We start from the raw sequence: 17,955 nt of genomic DNA on the forward strand, positions 1-17,955 counted from the left end.
GCAAACCGCGCGTCAGAGCAAAGCCCTACGCGCATCGCCCAAGAGGTAACCCACGCCATTCGACGGGGTAAGACCCGAACCGTCCGATCCCCAGAAAACGTTGCATTAAACCGCGTGGATCAGAAGACTCAGGCTGAGGACGAAACCCGACACAGCGGCGAGAGACAGCAAGTCCTTGGCGAAGGTGAGCATAGTGAGTTCCCCTTTTGTTCAATGTTCGCTTTATGTTCCATTTACTGAGGCGTTGTCAAGGCGGATGTCGGACGGGCCGGTCGTACAAGGAGCCGGCCGTTAGCACCGGCGTTCCACGGTCATGTGTTTTATGACGGCCGATGGGCGGCGCTTGTGTTGCGTGCGCGATCGGGTAGCGTGTCCCTTACGAACTTCTTGTCGCAAGGAATCTGTGCAATGCGCGCGGGGATGGGGTCGATCGTGGTGGGTCTTGCCTGGCTATGGGCGGGCGTCGCCCATGCCGGATCGGTCGATCAGGAAACCAGCTATTTCGCCGTTCGCGGCTCGACACTTGCCGAACTCGACGAGGACCTCAACCGACAGGGTCCCTATGTCGCCGAGACCGGCCTGCGCCACCCCGGTGCGACCGAGGTGAAATTCGACGGCAAGGTGACCTACAAGAAGGTTGCCAAAGGTTGTGCGGTTGACCGCGCGGATCTGGGGCTCACACTGCACATCACCCTGCCGAAATGGACGCCACCCAAGCGTGTTTCCGCGCGCACGGTGCTGGTCTGGCGGACGCTCGAAGCAGACATCAAACGGCATGAGAACCAGCACGCGACCATTGCCAAGACGTGGCTGAAGCGGATGGAGATGGCGGTCAGGAACCTGCGAACTGAGCGAACCTGCGCCGACATGGAAATGCATGTGAACACGGTCACGCAGCGCTATCTTGCCGGCCACGAGCAGGCGCAGATCGAATTCGACACAATCGAAGGTCGTGAAGTCAATTTCCGGCTCCGGCGCGCCCTTAATCGTAATCTGTGGGGCGAAGCCGGCGGGTAGGATCTAAAAAGCGGCGGCACCTCTGTGACCAAGGGCGCAAAGCCGCCCACGGGCGATGGTTCGTGAGCGCCGGCGTCGCCTGGAGTCGGTGGGAGAACCGCTCCTTGCCTATCTGGCTCCGCCGACCCCCAGCTTCTTCTGCAAATTGGTCGAAGACGTCGTGTACTGAAACACCACCCGGTCGTCGGGGTGAACGATGCGTTTGGCCGCCTGCGTCATCAACGCCGCCTCGTGAAAGCCGGAGAGGATCAGCTTCAACTTGCCCTCATACCAGTTGATGTCGCCGATGGCGAAAATGCCCGGCTCGGACGTCTCGAATCTGGCGGTATCGACGGGAATGAGATTTTCGTGAAGGTTCAGCCCCCAGTTGGCGACTGGTCCCAGCTTCATCGTCAGACCGAAGAACGGCAGTATGCGGTCGGCGGTCACCTCGACGTCGCCGTCGGGGCCTTTGACGATGGCGCCTTGCATGACGCCGTCGCGGCCGACGATACTCGTCACCTGCCCCATCTGGAATGTGACCTTACCCGCTTCGCGCAAAGCCATCATTTTGGCGACGCTGTCCGGCGCCGCGCGGAACTGGTCGCGTCGGTGGACGAGGGTTAGGCTTTTCACGATCGGCTGCAGGTTCAGCGTCCAATCCAGCGCGGAGTCGCCGCCACCGACAATGAGGACGTCACGGCCACGGAACTCGTCCATGCGGCGCACCGAGTAGAAGACGCTGGTGCCTTCATAGACCTCGATGCCCGGCACCGGCGGCCGCTTGGGCTGAAATGAGCCGCCCCCGGCCGCGATGACGACGACCTTGCACTCGAATTCCTCGCCTTCGTCGGTCGTCACCAGGTAACTGCCCCCCTCGAGCCGCTCCAGACTGGTCACCATGCGGTTGAAGTGGAAGGTCGGGTGAAACGGCTCGATCTGCTGCAGCAGTTTCTCGGTGAGGTCGTGGCCCGAAATCACCGGCCATGCGGGAATGTCGTAGATCGGCTTTTCGGGATAGAGCTCGGCACATTGACCGCCGGGTCGGTCTAGAATGTCGATTAAATGGCATTTGAGATCGTAGAGTCCGAGCTCGAATACGGCGAACAGCCCGACCGGGCCGGCCCCGACGATCACCACATCGGTCTTCACGCGCTGCATCGAAACAAGTCTCCGTTGGGCTTTTTCCCCGCGAAAGGGGACGCGGCGCGCCTTTCAGGCCTGGCGTTCCGGCACGGTCAAAACGAGGCCGTCCAGTTCGTCGCGGATCTTGATCTGGCAGGACAGCCGCGAGTTCGGACGCACATCGTAAGCGAAGTCGAGCATGTCCTCTTCCATCGCCTCGGGCTCGCCAGTCTTTTGTGTCCAGGCGTCGTCGACATAGACGTGGCAGGTCGCACATGCGCAGGCGCCGCCGCATTCCGCTTCGATCCCGGGGACATCGTTCTTGATCGCGTTCTCCATTGCCGTCGAGCCGTTCGGCGCATTGACGTCGTAACGGGTTCCGTCCGGGGCCAGGAAGGTGATCTTTGTCATGCCTGCAACGCTCTGCTCTCGGTTTCGGGGACAGGATCGACGCCCAACAGACGGGGCCATGAAACGCCTGACCAAGGACCAATGATGTCCTGGCCATCGCGCGCGCCTTGCCCGGACCGAACGGGCTAAGGCTCGCTCATTTGCTTCGTTAGAGTTTGGCGCCGACGAAAGTCAACAGGAACACGATGAAAGCGACGATGACGCGAGGGCGGCCGCATTAGCCGAGTAGCGCGCGGACAAACCGAGCGGTCTGATCGAGTTCAGAACGCAAGGCTGCGACAGCCTCGTCGTCGAGAACCGAGTCCTCGAAGCGCTGGGCCGCGTCGGCAAGCGGAAATGCGCCGATATTACGGGCCGTCCCTTTCAGCGCGTGAGCGATAAATCGACATTCGTCTTCGCTAGCAATTTCAAGGCGGCCTTCGAACAATTCGAGATGCCGCAGCAAGAGCCCGAGCACTTCGGTCTCAAGCCCCCGATCGCCCGAGGTCTGACGGGCGAGGTGCACCAGATCGATCGGCCGCCGCCCCGACGGACATCGGACCGCACCGTCCGCCAATTCGATGGTAGAAGCCTCTTCCATCTGCCGTGTTGCCGCTGCCATACTCATTCTCCGAACCTGACATCCGCGATTCGACCGGCTATCCTGTTCAATCCCAGTTGCATCGCAGCCTCCACCATCAGCAATCAGGGTGGAGATAAGCTTAAATTTTTTGGAAGAATAAGGGTGTGCGGCGGCCTGATGGTGCAGTGCGGCTGCGGCGCAACCCTTGCTCCCATGGCCATGATCGAAAATTCTGTGCATTTCTCGCCAGATCGTTAACCTTATGTTTAAACTTGTACCTATCGGCCCGTTTTACGGTTTCTTTCAACGACGTCGCTAACTAGCATGAAGCATGCGAAACTGCCTGTCAGCCGCCTCCGGTCGACCAGGCATCTGCGCATGCCGCATCGGTTGGGGGCGCTACTCTCTTGCTCCGCCGCGGCGACCGTCGGCGTGACGGGTTCATAGTAACGAGTATTGAGGCGCGACAGCGATGTCCAAGACCAAATCCTTCGACCAGCTCACCGACGACGCGGTCAACGAAATCGAAGAGGCGCTTCGGGTCGATTTCGAGGAACCGGGCAATACGGACGATCTGAAGGAGGCGTCAGGTCATCTCGAGGAAAGCGCATCCGCCGATGCGACGAAGGTCGAATTTTCGCTCGACGATTTCGAGCGGCAGATCAATGAAACGGCAGGCCGCCTGCGTACGGAAGAAAACGCCGCCCCCTCTGGCGGAGCAAGACGCGCTTCGGTTTCCGACCTGGTCGGCGGTGGCCGTGCGAAAGCTCCGATAAGTGCGGCTCCCAGCGAGAAAGCAGCTCGGCCGTCAAATATCGCGCCGGATTCGACTGCGAGACCGTCCCGCGATAGCGGCACTTCCACGCGTCCTCAACAGGCTAGTGAGCCCGCGACGGTGGGACCGTCGGCGCCTCGGAGCGCGGAACCGCCGCGCGCCTACGCCCAGTCCGCCGCCAACGACGAGCAAAGACGCACGACCGTCATGGCGCAAGCGCTGCTCGACCGGCGGGCCTCCAGCGCTCCGATATGGATCGCACTTGCCGTATCGATCGCCTGGATCGGCTTTGTCGGCTTCATGGCATCGGGTCTTTATGGCATCGATGTCGCCACGCTTTCCAGCGGCCTGGTCAGTCCGGCGCGGCAGCGTGACCTGCTCCTGCTGACGGCCGTCGCCCTCGTCCCGGTTCTGTTGATCTTCGCCTTCGCCGTCATGATCCGCCGTGCCGCCGATTTGCGCCTCACGAGCCGTTCGCTCGCCGAAGTGGCACTGCGTCTCGCCGAGCCCGAAACGATCGCGACGGAACGAGTGATGAGCGTCGGCCAGGCGGTTCGTCGTGAGGTGGCCGCTCTCGGAGAGGGCGTCGAGCGCGCACTGTCGCGCACCTCCGATCTGGAGAACATCATCAGCACCGAGGTCGGTGCCCTCGAACGGGCGTATGCCGACAACGAAGGCAAGATTCGCACGCTCGTCCAGGATCTGGGAACAGAGCGTGAGGCGATGCTGTCGCACGCCGAGCACCTCCGCTCCTCCGTCGTCGGTTCGCATCAGCGGCTCGTGGAGGATGTCGATCAGACGTCCGAACACATCCTGCAGCGGATCGAGGAGGCATCCCAGCGTTTCACCAGTCTGCTCGACGAGCGCGGCGAGGCATTTGCCCGCGACCATGTGAAGCGTAGCGAGAATTTCATCGCCATGTTCGAGGAGCGCAGCCGCCTCGCCAGCGAGACCATTGCCGCCAATAGTGAGAGCCTGATGGCCCGGCTGACTGGGGCCGGCGACGCGGCGAGCGAACGGCTGAGCGCGACCGGCGACGAGGTCGGGCGCCTGCTGGAAAATCGGACGGCCGAGATCAAGAACCGGTCGGTGGAACTCCTCGATCAGCTCGAATCCGTAAGCCAAGACATCGAGAGCCGCCTTGTTGCATCTGGCGACGCGGCCTCCGGCCTGCTGAAATCACGTGGCGAAACGCTCGCGGCGAACAGCGAGAAATTTCTCACCGATCTCACCAGCCTTCTGGACGACCGTGCCATTGGCATCGCGATGGACGGCGAAACCTTCCTGGCCAGCCTGGATGGCGCGTTCGAGGAGCGGATGCGCGAAATCGGCGAAAAGAACGGTTTGTTCCTCACCAGTCTCAACGAGAGCGTCGACTCGCGCAGCCGGAAACTGGAGGAAGAATCCGGACGCTTCCTGGAGGTCCTCGACACCAGCCTCGTCGAGCGCACCGAGCGCGCCACCCAGATTCTCGCCGACGCCAACAGCCGGACCATCGGCGATCTCGACGAACGGATTGCGTCGATCGATCGCACATTGGCCGACCGCGGCGGCTTGCTGGTCACCAACATCGAACAGCGGGCCGATGCGATCGAGCGTTCGACCGATCGCATCACGGCGGCTCTGGAGACGCGCACCAAGGACTTCGCGGGGGTGCTTTCCGAGCGGACACAGGAGATCGTCGAGGCCTTCCAGTCCGGCCATTCGGATCTTTCGATGAAAGCCAGCGATGCGGTAGCGCTGACGCAGATGGCGCTCGAGGCCCGCACGAGCGAATTGCGCGCCCTCTTTGACGAGCGTGTTGCGGGCTTCGACGGTCTGATGGAAGAACGGACGGGCAAGCTCGCCGGCACCATCGACGATCGCTTGTTGGCCTTCGATCTGGCCAGTGACAGCCGCGTCGACAATATTGCGCAGCGGGCCGACGAGATGGACGCTGCCCTGGAGCGGACGGCGGAGCGCCTCGAGACCTTGCTCGAACAACGCCGCGCCGAGATCGAGGCCTCGATCGAACGCGGGGCGGAAGGAGTGCGTACGGCGTTCGATGGCCGGGCAAGCGCGCTCGAAGAGACCATTGCCTCTCACGGCGAGAATCTCGACGCGTCCTTCGCTTTCGCGCAGCAGAGTCTGCTCGGCAACCTCGAAGAGCGTGGTTCCAGCCTGACTACCGCCATCGAGGAAACCGTTGCTCGCATGGAAGACCTCATCGGCGCGAGTGAGGGTGCCCTGGCCAAGGGTATCGACGAACGGACGAGCGCGTTGGCCAACCTTCTCGACGAGCGCCAACAAGCCATGCGCACGACGCTCGACGAACGAACGAGCCTGTTGCGGTCGGCTTCGCAAGAAAGCCACAGCGCCCTTCTGGCCGCGCTCGACGAACGAATTGCCGGAATTTCCGGCGGCTTCGACGACGCCGTGCGCCATGTCGCCGACGAGCTCTCCGAGCGCGTCCAGTCGCTGCGAACCGTCATCGAGGATTCGCGCCTTGCGATCGTTGGAGACGTCGACAGAAACACCGAGCGCCTGCGCGGCGAGATGGACGAGCGGACCGAGGACTTTGGAAATCGGATCGCTGTCAGCGCCGGGTCCCAGCTCGCGGCGATCGAGAGCGCCTTGTCCCTCGTGGTCGAGGGTCTCGACGAACGGACCGCACAGCTACAAAACGCGGCGGATGGGGTCGCGACCTCTCTGCGTGACGAACTCGATGGCCGCTTCGAGACCATTCGCTCCGTCATGGCCGAAGGTCGCGAGACGTTGATCGGTGATCTGGACGGGCGTACCCGCATCATCGCCGACGAGATCGGCGATCGGGTGATGCGCGTCGGCGAAGGGCTGGATGCCCGCACGGCCGCGCTACGCGGCATTGTCGAGGAGGCGCGCACCATTCTGGTCGATGGTCTCGACGAGCGCATGGCGGCGATTCACGCCGTTGTCGACGGCTCGCAGGGATCACTCCTTGCCGGTCTCGACGAGCGCACGGCTCGGATCGGCGAGGAATTCGATTCCGGCCGCGCGTCGATCGCCGCGGCAATCGAGGATCGCGTCAAAGGTATCAGCGACGCGCTGTTCGATGCCGATCTACGCCTCGCTTCGGTGCTTGAAGAGCGTCGCGACAGCCTCGCCGCGATCGTCGAGGAAGCCGCGCGCTCCGCAGCCGCAACACTCGGCGACCGTGCCGATGACGTCCGCCGCGCCATCGAGCAAAGTGTCGGTGACGTCTCGTCGTCCTTGGAGCTTCGGCGCAACGATCTCGTATCGGCGTTGGAAACCGGTTCGACTACCCTCACCGGCGCGCTGGACGAGCGGACCGACGCGATCTCCGCCGCGCTCGAGCGAGGCCTCGGCAATGTCGAGCGTACGTTGAACAATCGCGCGGCGATGATCGCGGAGTCGCTCCGTCAGACGGTGACGGCGGCCACCACCGCGTTGAGCGAGGAAACGGGCCGCGCCCGCGAGAGCCTCGAAGCCGAAGGCAACAAGATTTCCGCAAGTGTCTCCGGCATCGATCGCTTGTTCCTGGCGTCCGGAGAAGAGGCCCGTGTCAAGATTGCCGGCGAAGCCGATCGTCTTGCCGAGCGCCTCGGCGCCCTGGCCGATGATCTGGCGAGCCGCTCGGCCGAGGCCAGCGCCACCCTCGTCGGTGAAGGCGGCCGGATCGCCGAAAACATCGGCGGCGCGGCGGAAGTGATCCGTTCGCTGTCCGAGCAATCGCGCACGCGGTTCGCCACCGAAGCGGATGAACTTGCCAGGACCATGGCCGATCTGTCGGGTCGCCTGCGCGAAGAGGGACAGGGCGTGCGCGAGGAACTCGCCGGACAGCGTCTGGCCCTCGTCGACAGCCTCGCCGGGATCACCACGTCCGTCGAGAGCCAGCTGGCCCGCAACACCGAGAGCTTCGCGGCCCAGATCGGCGCGGCCAGCGAGCGGATTCGCTCGGCGGGCGACGAAAGCCGCGAGCGGTTTGTCGTCGATGCCGGTGAGATCGCGAGCCAGGTCGAAAATGCCTCGGCGAAGATGCGTGAAATGACCGAAGTGGCGGAAGTCGCGCTGCGCGAAAACACGGAAGGCTTTGCACGCCGACTGTCCGGCACCTCGTACCAGTTGCGCACGGAAACCGACCGCGTGGCGGGAACCCTTGAGGAGCGTTCGCAGCGCTTTACCGAGGAACTTGCCGGCGTTTCGGAGCGCTTGTCCGAAATGTTGAGCTCGAACACGCTCAGCAGCGAACTCTCCGGGGCAACGGAGCTTATCCGCAGCGAGCTCGCCAACGCATCGCAGTCGATGCGTGACGGCGTCATGGAGGTTGCCTCGCAACTGCGCGGCGACGTTACGGACGCCTCGCAGAGCCTGCTTCGCGACGCCGACGGCGCGCGCGAGGAAATGATGGTTCGGAGCCGCGAGCTCGCCGACCACCTCGCCTCGATTTCGAGCGCGATCCGGGTCGAGACCGAGCGCGCCCGCGAGCAACTCCTGGAAAGCGCTGGAACGGTCGGCGAAGACCTGTCGAACAGGATGAGTCAGTCCGAGCAGGCCATCGCGGCCCGCGCCCGGATGATGGGCGAGGAACTCGATGCCAAGACCCGCGATCTGACCACACTGTTGAGCGCGCGCACGGCGGATATCTCGCGCATTCTCGACGAAGAGGCCCGGCCGATGTTCGATCGCCTCGGCGAGAACGGGTCCGAGTTCGCCCAATTGCTCGAACATAGTACCAGGGATGCCTCCGAGCGCCTCCGGGCGGAGAACGCAGCTCTCGTCGCCGCGCTCGGCCGGCGGGCCAGCGAAACGATCGATAGTCTCAATCAGTCCTCCAACGAGATTCTCGGCGCATTGGACGAGAAGACGTCAACCGCAGTCGGCCTCGTTGCGGATATGCGCGATCAGCTGCAGCACGAGGTTGGATCCCTGATCGGCCGCCTGTCGCAGACGAGTGGTTCGCTGCGCGGGCTCGTCGAGGAAACCGCGAGCAATCTCGGTGCAATCGACGCGACTTTGCAGGAGAGCGGGACGCGCTTCACGCAGGGCGCCGAGCAGGCCTCCAATTCGATCTCGCTGTCCTCGCGCCTTCTGGAAAGCAATGTCGAGCGTCTCGACAAGCTGTCGATGACCGCCTTCTCCAAGGTCGCCAGCATCGCCGACCGGTTTCAGGAGCACGGAGCCGTCCTCGCAGAGGCCGTGCAACTCATCGATACCAGCGAGGCCACGCTGCGCTCCACCCTGGAGGGTGGACATGGCGGCATCGAAGAGCTCTCAGCCGGGCTGGTAAAGCGCTCCGAGGAAATCGGCGAGCTGATGCGTTCCTTCGAGGGGGTCATGGACGGCCTGTTCGATCGGACCGAACAGCGCTCCCGTCTGATCTCGACGCGGCTCTCTTCCGAGGTCGGGGAAACCCTCGGCGAGGCTGATCGCAAGATGCAGGGAGCGGAACAACGATCGCGTGCCACGGCCGAGGCCATGCGCGATGCGGTCCAGTCGGTGATCGAGGACGCGAGCCAGCGTTTCGAAGGCGCAACCGAGGAAATGCGCCGCACTGCCGCTGAGATTCGCCAGGAGCTCGAAGCGGCCCGAAGCGAGATCAAACGCGGTGTCGTCGAATTGCCGGAGGAAACGCGCACGAGCACCGAGGCGATGCGGCGGGCGGTCTCGGACCAGATCCGGGCACTGCGCGATCTTTCCGAAGTCGTCTCTCAATCCGGCCGCGCCTTCGACGTGTCGACTCGTGGCGCGGCGCCGACGCGGTCCGCTGCGGCGGCTCCGCAACCGGCCAGCGCAAAGCGCCGGGTGGCACCGCAGACAACGCAGCCCTCCCCGGATGCCGAGCTGACGGAGGAGCAGGAACGCGATGTCGAGGAGCAGATCGCGGCGTCCTTCATGACTGACGGAAATCTGGCGCGGGACCTGCGCGGCTCGAACTTTGATCCGCCAAGCCGCACGGGAACCACACCGGCAAAGTCTGCCGAGATGCGCTCGACCGAGCCTCGGCCCAGCGGCGACCACTCGTTGCCGATGCGCCCGGCGGCACAATCAGGCGAGACGGCAGGCCCTCCTGAAGCTGGCGGCCGTTCGGGCGGCTGGGTGTCGGACCTTCTGCGTCGGGCCTCGCGCGACGAGGAGCAGGGTGGAAGTTCCGCGTTGAATCCAGACGAGCCGCAGCCGGCAGTGCGTTCGCCGCAAGCGGCCCGTTCGCCAGACTCGGTGATGGACTCGCTGAATTCACTGTCCGTCGATATCGCGCGGGCCATCGACCACAAGGCATCGGTCGAGCTGTGGGACCGCTATCGCAGCGGCGAACGCAACGTCTTTACCCGCCGTCTCTACACGATGAAGGGGCAGCAGACCTTCGACGAAATCCGTCGCAAATATCAGCGCGACGGCGAGTTCAAGAAGGCCGTGGACCGCTATCTCTCAGACTTCGAGAGCTTGCTCGGCGATATCGCGAAGAAAGATCCTGAGAACAACCTCACAAAGACCTATCTCACGTCGGACACGGGCAAGGTCTACACCATGCTGGCCCATGCTTCGGGCCGGTTCGACGGCTGATCGAGGCGGATAATCGGACGTTCAGCGCCTCGCTCCGACCATGCTGATCGAGAAAATCGGCATGGTCGAGCTTGGCGAAGAGGTCTCCAACGTTCGACGGCTCAGGGACCCGAATGAGTCCCCGGTCCTGTAACGAGGACGACCGACAAAATCCTGGTGAGTGAAGCATGCCGCCTACGGCGAAGGCGTGTCCTTCGGCCACCGTTCACCCGAAAACGAGCCAAGCAGAGCTCTGTCGAACCATAAGGGCGGCGCCTCGGCCTGCCGCTGACAAGCAGGAGGAATTCCCATGCCCGGCCTCTCGCCTCTAAGCCGCCTGTCCGGCCGTCTCAGCTTTCGAGCGGCCGAGCGAACAGCCGCCGCGATCGGCCGGGTTGAAGCCTTGAGCGATGAGGCGGTCGGGAGAATCTTCACCCGCTTCGATGCGGTAAAAGTGATGCGTGCGGCGGAAGCGCTTGATCGCGACCCCACCCTGCGGCAAGGCCCCCTCGCCGGCCTGACCATCTCGATCAAGGACCTCTTCGATGAAGCTGGCGAGATTACCACGGCGGCGTCCGTCTATCTGGCCGACAGAGCGCCGGCCGAAGCGGACGCCACCGCTGTGGCACGATTGAAAGCGGCGGGCGCCATCCCCTTCGGTCGAACCACCATGTCGGAATTCGCCTATTCCGGCGTCGGGCTCAATCCGCATTTCGGCACGCCCGGCAATAGCTACGACCCGTCGCGAATACCGGGCGGATCGACGTCGGGCGGCGCGCTCAGCGTGGCTCTCGGCCTCGCCGATGTCGCGCTTGGATCGGACACCGGCGGTTCCGTGCGCATCCCGGCCGCGTTCAACGGGCTGGCCGGCTTCAAGCCGACCCAAGCGAAGGTGCCGCTCGACGGTGCCTTTCCGCTGTCGCAGTCCTACGACAGCGTCGGCCCCCTCGCCAGAGATATCCGGATCTGCGCTGGCGTCCATGCCGTCCTCAGTGGCGAGTCACCGCCAACCTTGCCAAGACGGGAAACCAAGGGTTTGCGAATCGGTGTCGTCCGCACGGTTCTCACCGAGGGCCTCGACGAGCAGGTGGCTGCCGACTTCGCCTCCGTCCTCCAGGTGCTGGCCGACAACGGCGTCGAGCTAGTCGACGTCGACATGCCGGCCCTCGCCCAGGCGGGAGCGATCAATCGGGTGATCGTGGCCTCGGAAGCGCACCGCGTCCACGCCGATCATCTCGATGCGCTGGAGACGGTCGGCGACCCGCGGGTGCTCAAGCGGATCATGGCCGCGGCGAGCTTCGCGCCGGACGAGGAAAAGCACGCGCGGGTGGAGCGATCCGCCGCCCAGGCCGCCTTTGTCGGTCTCGCGGCGGATTTCGACGCCTTCATCGCCCCAACGATTCCGATCGTTCCGCCGCTGATCGCGGAGGTGGAGGCCGATTACGATCGGCTCAACGCCCTGGTTCTACGCAATCCATCGACGGTCAATTGTCTTGACGGTTGCGCCGCGACGATCCCGATGCATGCCGCCGGATCGCTGCCGACGGGTCTGATGGTCTTTGGCCCCGGCGGAGCGGACTGGGATATCCTCGCGATCGCCCAATGTTTCGAGCCTCTCGCCCGACGTGGCGCGTCGAAGGATTAGTTGACGAACTGCGGCATCAAGAGGCGTGGTAGCCAGAGTGTGATGGAAGGGAAAAGAACGACCAGCACCAGGATGGTCAGCATCGGCAGCAGGATGAACGCCACGTCACGCATCGCCGCCTTCACCGGAATCCCGCCGATCGAACACGAGATCAGCAGACAGAGCCCGTATGGCGGCGTCACCAGACCGAAGGCGAGGCTGATGATGCCGATCATGGCGAAGTGGATCGGGTGCATCCCGACCTCGAGGGTCACCGGATAGAGCACGGTGCCGAGGATGATGATGGCCGGAATGGCGTCGATGAAGAGGCCGATGATCAGGAAGGCGATCGCGACCGCGAAACCCATTTCGACGATTCCAAGATCCAGGACTTGCACATAGCTGACAAGGGCCGCGGGAATTCTGAAATAGGCCAGCGTCCAGCCAAAGGCGCTCGCGGTGCCGATGCAGAACAGGGCGATCGCCGCAAACCGGCCGGTATCATAGAAGACATGGGCGACTTCGCGCGGACCGACCGCGCGGTAGACGATCAGGCCAAGAACGAGTGCATAGAGCGCAGCGACGACCGATGCTTCGGTCGGCGTGAACAGACCGCCGACGATACCGCCAACGATGATGACCGGCGTCAGCAGCGCCAGCAGAGCCCCCACCAGAGCGCTGGCGAATTCGCCAAGCGTCGCGCGGCCGTGCGGTTGCATGCCATGCCGGCGGGCATAGACGTACACCGCCACCATCATCGCCATCCCAATCAGGATGCCGGGCAGGATGCCGGCGACGAAGAGGCCGCCGATCGACACCGACATCAAGCCGCCCCAGACGACCATCAGGATCGACGGGGGAATGATGACGCCCATCACCGACGAACAGGCCGTGACCGCCACGGAGAAGGACGGGGAGAAACCTTCCTTCTTCATTTGCGGAATCAGCAGCGACCCGATCCCCGCCGCGTCGGCGGTGGAACTGCCGGAAATGCCGGCGAAGAACATCGAGACGACCACGTTGACGTGGCCGAGCCCGCCCGGCAGGTGGCCGACCATCGCGCGGGACAGGCGGATCAGCCTGTCGGTAATTCCGGCCGCGTTCATCAAATTGGCGGCGAGCAGAAAGAACGGCACGGCCAGAAGGACGAAGGAATTGTAGGAGCGGAACATCTCCTGCAGCACCAGCACCGGTGTCAGGCGAGGCTCGATGAAGAAAACCGGGATGCAGGCAAGCGCCAGGGCGAACGCGACCGGCACGCGCAGGATTATGAGAAGAAACAGAAGACCGAACAAAATGCTCGCGACAGTGCCCGGCGTCATGCCGCGGTACCTTTGGCGACGGCGATCTCCTCGACGATCTTTTCGATCACGAAGAGCGTCGTCACCACGCCGGTCAAAGGCCAGGCGACGAAAATCCAGTTCATCGGCAGGGCCGCGATTTCCGACTTCTGGTACCAGCCGAACAGCATGAAGTCCCAGCCATACCAGATGAAGATCAGGGCGACCGCGAGGATCATGAGCTGGACGAAAATGCGTTTGGCCGCCTCGACCTTGGCGTTGGCTGACACCGGAAGCACTTCCAGGTCGAAATGCGTGCCGTCCCGCACCGCGCACATGGCGCCGACCATGATCATCCAGACGAAGCAGAACCGCGCAATTTCCTCGGTCCAGATGTAGCGCGGGACGATCCCGGTGAACCGGGAAAGGATCTGCGCCGTGACTGGGACGAGCAGACCGGCAATGAGCAGTCCAAGCGCTAGCCTAAGCACGAGGTGGATGGCGTCGAGAACGCGGGTCATGATCGTCCTGTGAGGTGAAACGAACGAAACCAGTGGTGGCAGAGTCGCGCCGGAGCGGGCCATGGCTCGCCCCGGCGCAGCTCAACCGATCCGTCGTCACTGCACGTTCTGTATGGCCTTCAGGACGTCTGTCGCGCCGAGTTCGGCGGCATATTCCTCCAACACCGGTTTGGCCGCCTCCAGCATCTTGTCGCGCTCGGTGAACTCGTGGGTCTTGATCCAGCCCTTGTCGACCATCGCCTGCAGCTTCTTGGAATCCTCGCCGCTCTCGATATCGCGCCCGAATTTGCCAGCCTCCGCGCCTGCCCCGTCGATGCATCCCTGCAGTTTCTCCGGCAGCCCCTGATAGGTCTTGTTGGAGATGAACAGCGGACGGATGGTAATCGCATGCTTGGTCAAAGCGAGATCAGGCCCGACCTCGTAGAACTTCATCTGCTCGACGCCGGCCGCTTCGTTCTCGGCGGCGTCGATCACGCCGGTCTGAATCGCGTTATAGACCTCGTTATAGGCAATGACTGTGGGCGCGGCGCCCAGCGCATCGAAAACGCTCGTCCAGATCGGCGCACCCTGCATGCGGATCGGCAAATCCTTGAGCTCCGCCATGTTGGTCACCGGCTTGTTGGCGAAAACATTGCGGGTGCCACCGCCCGCATAGCCGAGGAGACGAATGTCGGCCTTTTCGAGGATGTCGTCGGCGACGGGCTTTAGCAAATCCTGCTCAAGCACCTTGTTCCAGTGTTCCTCGTCGCGAAACAGGAACGGCATGTCCATCAATGGCGCCATGTTCGAGAAGGTCGAGATATGCGCGGGAGACGCCACGGCATAGTCGACCGACAGGCCCTGGTTCATATAGGCGACGTAATCCTTTTCCAGGCCCAATTCGGAGTTCAGGTGCATCTCGAATTCGACCGGCTCGTCGGTATAGCAGGCCTTCACCAGCTCCTCGAACTTGCGCATGGTCTTGGTGAAGGCATGGTTCTCGTCGAACTGACTGGCCCCGACCAGCTTGATCTGGGCGAGAGCCGGAGCCGTAGCACCGAGGGTCGCAACGCCCATGGTGACGACAAGCGCGACGGTGGTTCCTCCAAACAATTTGAAGCTGTTCATTTTTGTCCCTCCGGTTTGACAGCGCCAGGCCAAAAGTCCATTCACCGCCGTTGCTGTTGCAATGCAATATTTTCTCTGCATCGTCTTTTTGCGGTCACTATATCCAAGGGTTTCATGGGGTCAACGTGGATCGTCTTCGCTTCCGTCCCTCGGCTGCCCCACCGAAGATCCGTGCCGCCGCGCTCTCTTGATCCTGTCAGAGTTTACTGTTTTCTGGCCCCGAAATGCTCCAGCAAGGTTCTAAGGCGATGTCCGACCAACCAATGGTGCCACGTAATGCAGCAAAAGGCCCTCTGCTGCGGGCGGTCGGCGCAGTCCGGACGGAAGGGCTTCCGGCTTATGCCCTGGCACTGGTGGCCGTCGTCGCAACGGTCGCGCTCGGCATTATGCTGCCGGGCGGTTTCGATGATCCGCCCATCGCCTGGTTCGTGCCAGCGATTCTCTTCGCCTCCATCTCCGGGGGAATCTGGCCAGGTCTGCTCGCGCTTGTCCTCTCCCTGACCGGCTCGCTTTATTTCGGCAGGTCATCGACAGCGCCCGCCGGCGATCTTCTGACCGCCGCCGGCTTTGTGACGGTGGGCGGCGTTGTCGCTCTGACCGGTGCGACGCTGCGCCACGCTGTTGGATTGATCGCGACGACTGAACGCGTCCTCGATGCCCGCGAGATGCACCTGCGTTCGATCCTCGACACGGTCCTTGATGCGACGGTCGTCATCGAGAAAGACGGCACGATCGTATCCTTCAATGCCGCCGCGACACGCCAGTTCGGCTATAGCGTGGATGAGATCGTCGGTCAGAACGTCCGAGTCTTGATGCCTGAACCCTATCGCGGTGAGCATGACGGCTATTTGCAACGCTACCTGACCACGGGCGAAAAGCGGATTATCGGCGTTGATCGCGTCGTGGTCGGACAGCGAAAGGATGGCTCCACCTTTCCCATGAAGCTGGCGGTCGGTGAGATGAGGATGGGCGACTCGATCTTTTTCACCGGGTTCATTCGCGATCTGACGGAGCGCGAGGAGTCGGCGGCGCGGCTGCAGGAAATCCAGGGCGAGATGGCAAGGCTTGGACGCCTCAGCGATCTCGGCGAAATGGCATCGACCCTCGCCCACGAACTCAACCAGCCTCTGTCGGCGATCTCCAACTATGCCCAGGGTTGCACCCGGCTGCTGCGCGATATGGACGACGCGCTGGCGATCCGCATGCGCGAAGCGCTGGAAGAGATTGTCCGACAATCGCTCCGCGCCGGTCAGATCATCCGGCATCTGCGCGAATTCGTAGCACGCGGGGAAACCGAGAAAACGCCGGAAAATATCCGCGTGCTGGTCGAGGAAGCCGGCGCGCTGGCGCTGGTCGGATCCCGGCAGATGGGTGTCCGGTCGATTTTCGAGTTCAGTCCCGGCGCCGACATGGTCATCGCGGACAAGATTCAGGTGCAGCAGGTACTGGTCAATCTCATGCGCAATGCGATGGAAGCCATGCGCGGCAGCGAAGTGCAGGAGCTTTTCATCCGAACGGCTTCCAACGGACGCGGCGATGTTGTGGTTGAGGTCGCCGACACGGGAACCGGAATCACCGACGAGATCGCGGCCGGGTTGTTCAAACCCTTCGTCACGTCGAAGCCCAACGGCATGGGCGTCGGCCTCGCCATCTCCAAGCGCATCGTGGAGGCCCATGGCGGCAACATATCGGCGAGTGGTAACGACAAGGGCGGCGCCACATTCCGCTTTACGCTGCCGGCGATGAAGGAGGTCTCGAATGGAGATCGGTGACTATACGGTCCACATCGTCGACGACGAGGAGGCGGTGAGAAAGTCGCTCTCCTTCCTGCTGACCACGGTCGGCTTCACTGTGCGCGTGCACGGCTCGGCGACGGCCTTACTAGCCGCCGCGCCCGGACTTGGGAAAAGCTGCCTGGTGACCGATCTGCGCATGCCGGATATGAGCGGCGTCGACTTGCTGCATCGTCTGAAGGACGCGCAAGCACTGATGCCGGCGATCGTCGTCACCGGCCATGGCGACGTGCCGATGGCGGTGGAAGCCATGAAGGCCGGTGCGCTCGATTTCATCGAAAAGCCGTTTGAGGATGAGGTGCTGATCGCGGCGATTCATCGCGCCGCCGCCGAGCTCGAGCAACGACTCGACGGCGTCGATGTTCAGGCGATCCAAGCCAGGATCACGACATTGACCGAACGCGAATCTGAGGTCCTGTCTGGCGTTGTGAGAGGGCTTCCCAACAAATCCGTCGCCTTCGACCTCAATATCAGCCCGCGCACGGTCGAGGTTCACCGCGCCAATATCATGGCGAAGATGCAGGCTGGCAGCCTTGCCGAACTTGTCCGCATGGCACTGCTGGTGGACATGGGTGGTGAGCGGACGGCGACGAGCGCACGGGACCGGTCAAATTGATCTGACGCATGGCGCGGCCTCTCCAAGAACGATAGTGCACCAACAAGGGTCGGGCATTGCCCGGCTCGCGACGCATATGTCCGGAGCACCCCGTATCGTGGAGACAATCGGCCTGATTCTTGTCGTGGCGCCCGACCGTGATTTTCGCAAATCGCTCGAATTCGCGCTCGAAGCGGAAATGTACGAGGTGGATTCGCATGCCGGACTCACCTCGGCTCTCGCATCGCCGCGCGTCAGATGGTTGGACTGCGCGATCGTCGACGAAAAAGCGGTGCGCGATCACACCTCCGAATGGGATGCGCTCGAACGCCTCGGCGCGCCGGTCATTTTTCTGATGGATAAGCGGCCCCCTCCGACCGACTTTGCCCAACTGACAATTCTGACCAAGCCATTTCTGGGCAACGCTTTGATTCAAAAGCTTGAAAACATTGCCGGAAGTCCGGCAACGCGTTGAGGCTACGTAATTCCCCTAAGGACATAACCGAATTTCGCGCAACCATGATCGGCGCCATTGTTTCCCCACCAGAACGGAAAAGGGAAACAACAATGCTCGCTTCCACCCTCGCCCCGTCGCCCTTGCGGTCGCATCCCTTCACGATCGATCACCCGGCGTTTCCACCGGCTGC

The 17,955-nt window shown here is 62.9% G+C and carries 12 protein-coding genes; 6 read left to right on the forward strand and 6 right to left on the reverse strand.

Annotated elements, in window-relative coordinates; all coding sequences use genetic code 11:
* Positions 1-408 precede the first annotated feature (408 nt).
* Positions 409-1,017, forward strand: coding sequence for a DUF922 domain-containing Zn-dependent protease (locus VSX60_RS01060; RefSeq protein ID WP_327622254.1), 609 nt, complete (start codon positions 409-411; stop codon positions 1,015-1,017).
* 108 nt (positions 1,018-1,125) lie between these two features.
* Here VSX60_RS01060 and VSX60_RS01065 read toward each other — a convergent pair whose 3' ends face one another.
* From VSX60_RS01065 to VSX60_RS01075, 3 genes are all read right to left on the reverse strand, one after another.
* Complete coding sequence (locus VSX60_RS01065; protein WP_327622255.1) at positions 1,126-2,157, reverse strand: NAD(P)/FAD-dependent oxidoreductase; 1,032 nt, start codon at positions 2,155-2,157, stop codon at positions 1,126-1,128.
* Positions 2,158-2,211: 54 nt separating this feature from the next.
* Entirely contained in the window at positions 2,212-2,532 is a 321-nt protein-coding gene (locus tag VSX60_RS01070) for a 2Fe-2S iron-sulfur cluster-binding protein (protein ID WP_327622256.1), read from the reverse strand.
* Positions 2,533-2,749: 217 nt separating this feature from the next.
* Entirely contained in the window at positions 2,750-3,334 is a 585-nt protein-coding gene (locus tag VSX60_RS01075) for an Hpt domain-containing protein (RefSeq protein WP_327622257.1), read from the reverse strand.
* 232 nt (positions 3,335-3,566) lie between these two features.
* On the opposite strand from VSX60_RS01075, the gene VSX60_RS01080 reads away from it, so the two are divergent.
* Both VSX60_RS01080 and VSX60_RS01085 read left to right on the forward strand, forming a co-directional pair.
* Entirely contained in the window at positions 3,567-10,409 is a 6,843-nt protein-coding gene (locus VSX60_RS01080) for a hypothetical protein (RefSeq protein ID WP_327622258.1), read from the forward strand.
* Between the two features lie 289 nt (positions 10,410-10,698).
* On the forward strand, positions 10,699-12,033 hold the full coding sequence (locus tag VSX60_RS01085) for an amidase family protein (RefSeq protein ID WP_327622259.1): 1,335 nt from the start codon (positions 10,699-10,701) through the stop codon (positions 12,031-12,033).
* On the opposite strand, the gene VSX60_RS01090 is transcribed toward VSX60_RS01085, so the two are convergent.
* From VSX60_RS01090 to VSX60_RS01100, 3 genes are all read right to left on the reverse strand, one after another.
* Positions 12,030-13,334, reverse strand: coding sequence for a TRAP transporter large permease (locus VSX60_RS01090; protein WP_327622260.1), 1,305 nt, complete (start codon positions 13,332-13,334; stop codon positions 12,030-12,032). The two genes, VSX60_RS01085 and VSX60_RS01090, sit on opposite strands and share 4 nt — an antisense overlap.
* A complete protein-coding gene (locus VSX60_RS01095; protein WP_327622261.1) occupies positions 13,331-13,813 on the reverse strand; it encodes a TRAP transporter small permease in 483 nt (160 codons plus the stop codon). Before VSX60_RS01095 ends, VSX60_RS01090 begins: the two co-directional genes overlap by 4 nt.
* A 96-nt stretch (positions 13,814-13,909) precedes the next feature.
* The gene (locus VSX60_RS01100; protein ID WP_327622262.1) at positions 13,910-14,920 is read right to left on the reverse strand and encodes a TRAP transporter substrate-binding protein; all 1,011 of its coding nucleotides are present in this window, start codon (positions 14,918-14,920) and stop codon (positions 13,910-13,912) included.
* Between the two features lie 248 nt (positions 14,921-15,168).
* On the opposite strand from VSX60_RS01100, the gene VSX60_RS01105 reads away from it, so the two are divergent.
* The 3 genes from VSX60_RS01105 (at position 15,169) to VSX60_RS01115 (ending at position 17,783) form a co-directional block, all read left to right on the forward strand.
* The gene (locus tag VSX60_RS01105) at positions 15,169-16,692 is read left to right on the forward strand and encodes a PAS domain S-box protein (RefSeq protein WP_327622263.1); all 1,524 of its coding nucleotides are present in this window, start codon (positions 15,169-15,171) and stop codon (positions 16,690-16,692) included.
* Positions 16,685-17,329 carry a response regulator FixJ gene (gene fixJ / locus VSX60_RS01110; RefSeq protein WP_327622280.1) on the forward strand — a complete coding sequence of 215 codons (645 nt, stop codon included), beginning with the start codon at positions 16,685-16,687 and terminating at the stop codon, positions 17,327-17,329. The genes VSX60_RS01105 and fixJ overlap by 8 nt, the downstream gene beginning before the upstream one ends.
* A 97-nt stretch (positions 17,330-17,426) precedes the next feature.
* Positions 17,427-17,783 (forward strand): hypothetical protein, encoded by a 357-nt coding sequence (locus tag VSX60_RS01115; RefSeq protein ID WP_327622264.1) that lies wholly within the window; start codon positions 17,427-17,429, stop codon positions 17,781-17,783.
* Positions 17,784-17,955: the final 172 nt, after the last annotated feature.

Origin of the sequence: Aurantimonas sp. A3-2-R12 (assembly GCF_036016755.1) — a bacterium.
GTDB classification, from domain to species: domain Bacteria; phylum Pseudomonadota; class Alphaproteobacteria; order Rhizobiales; family Rhizobiaceae; genus Aurantimonas; species Aurantimonas coralicida_A.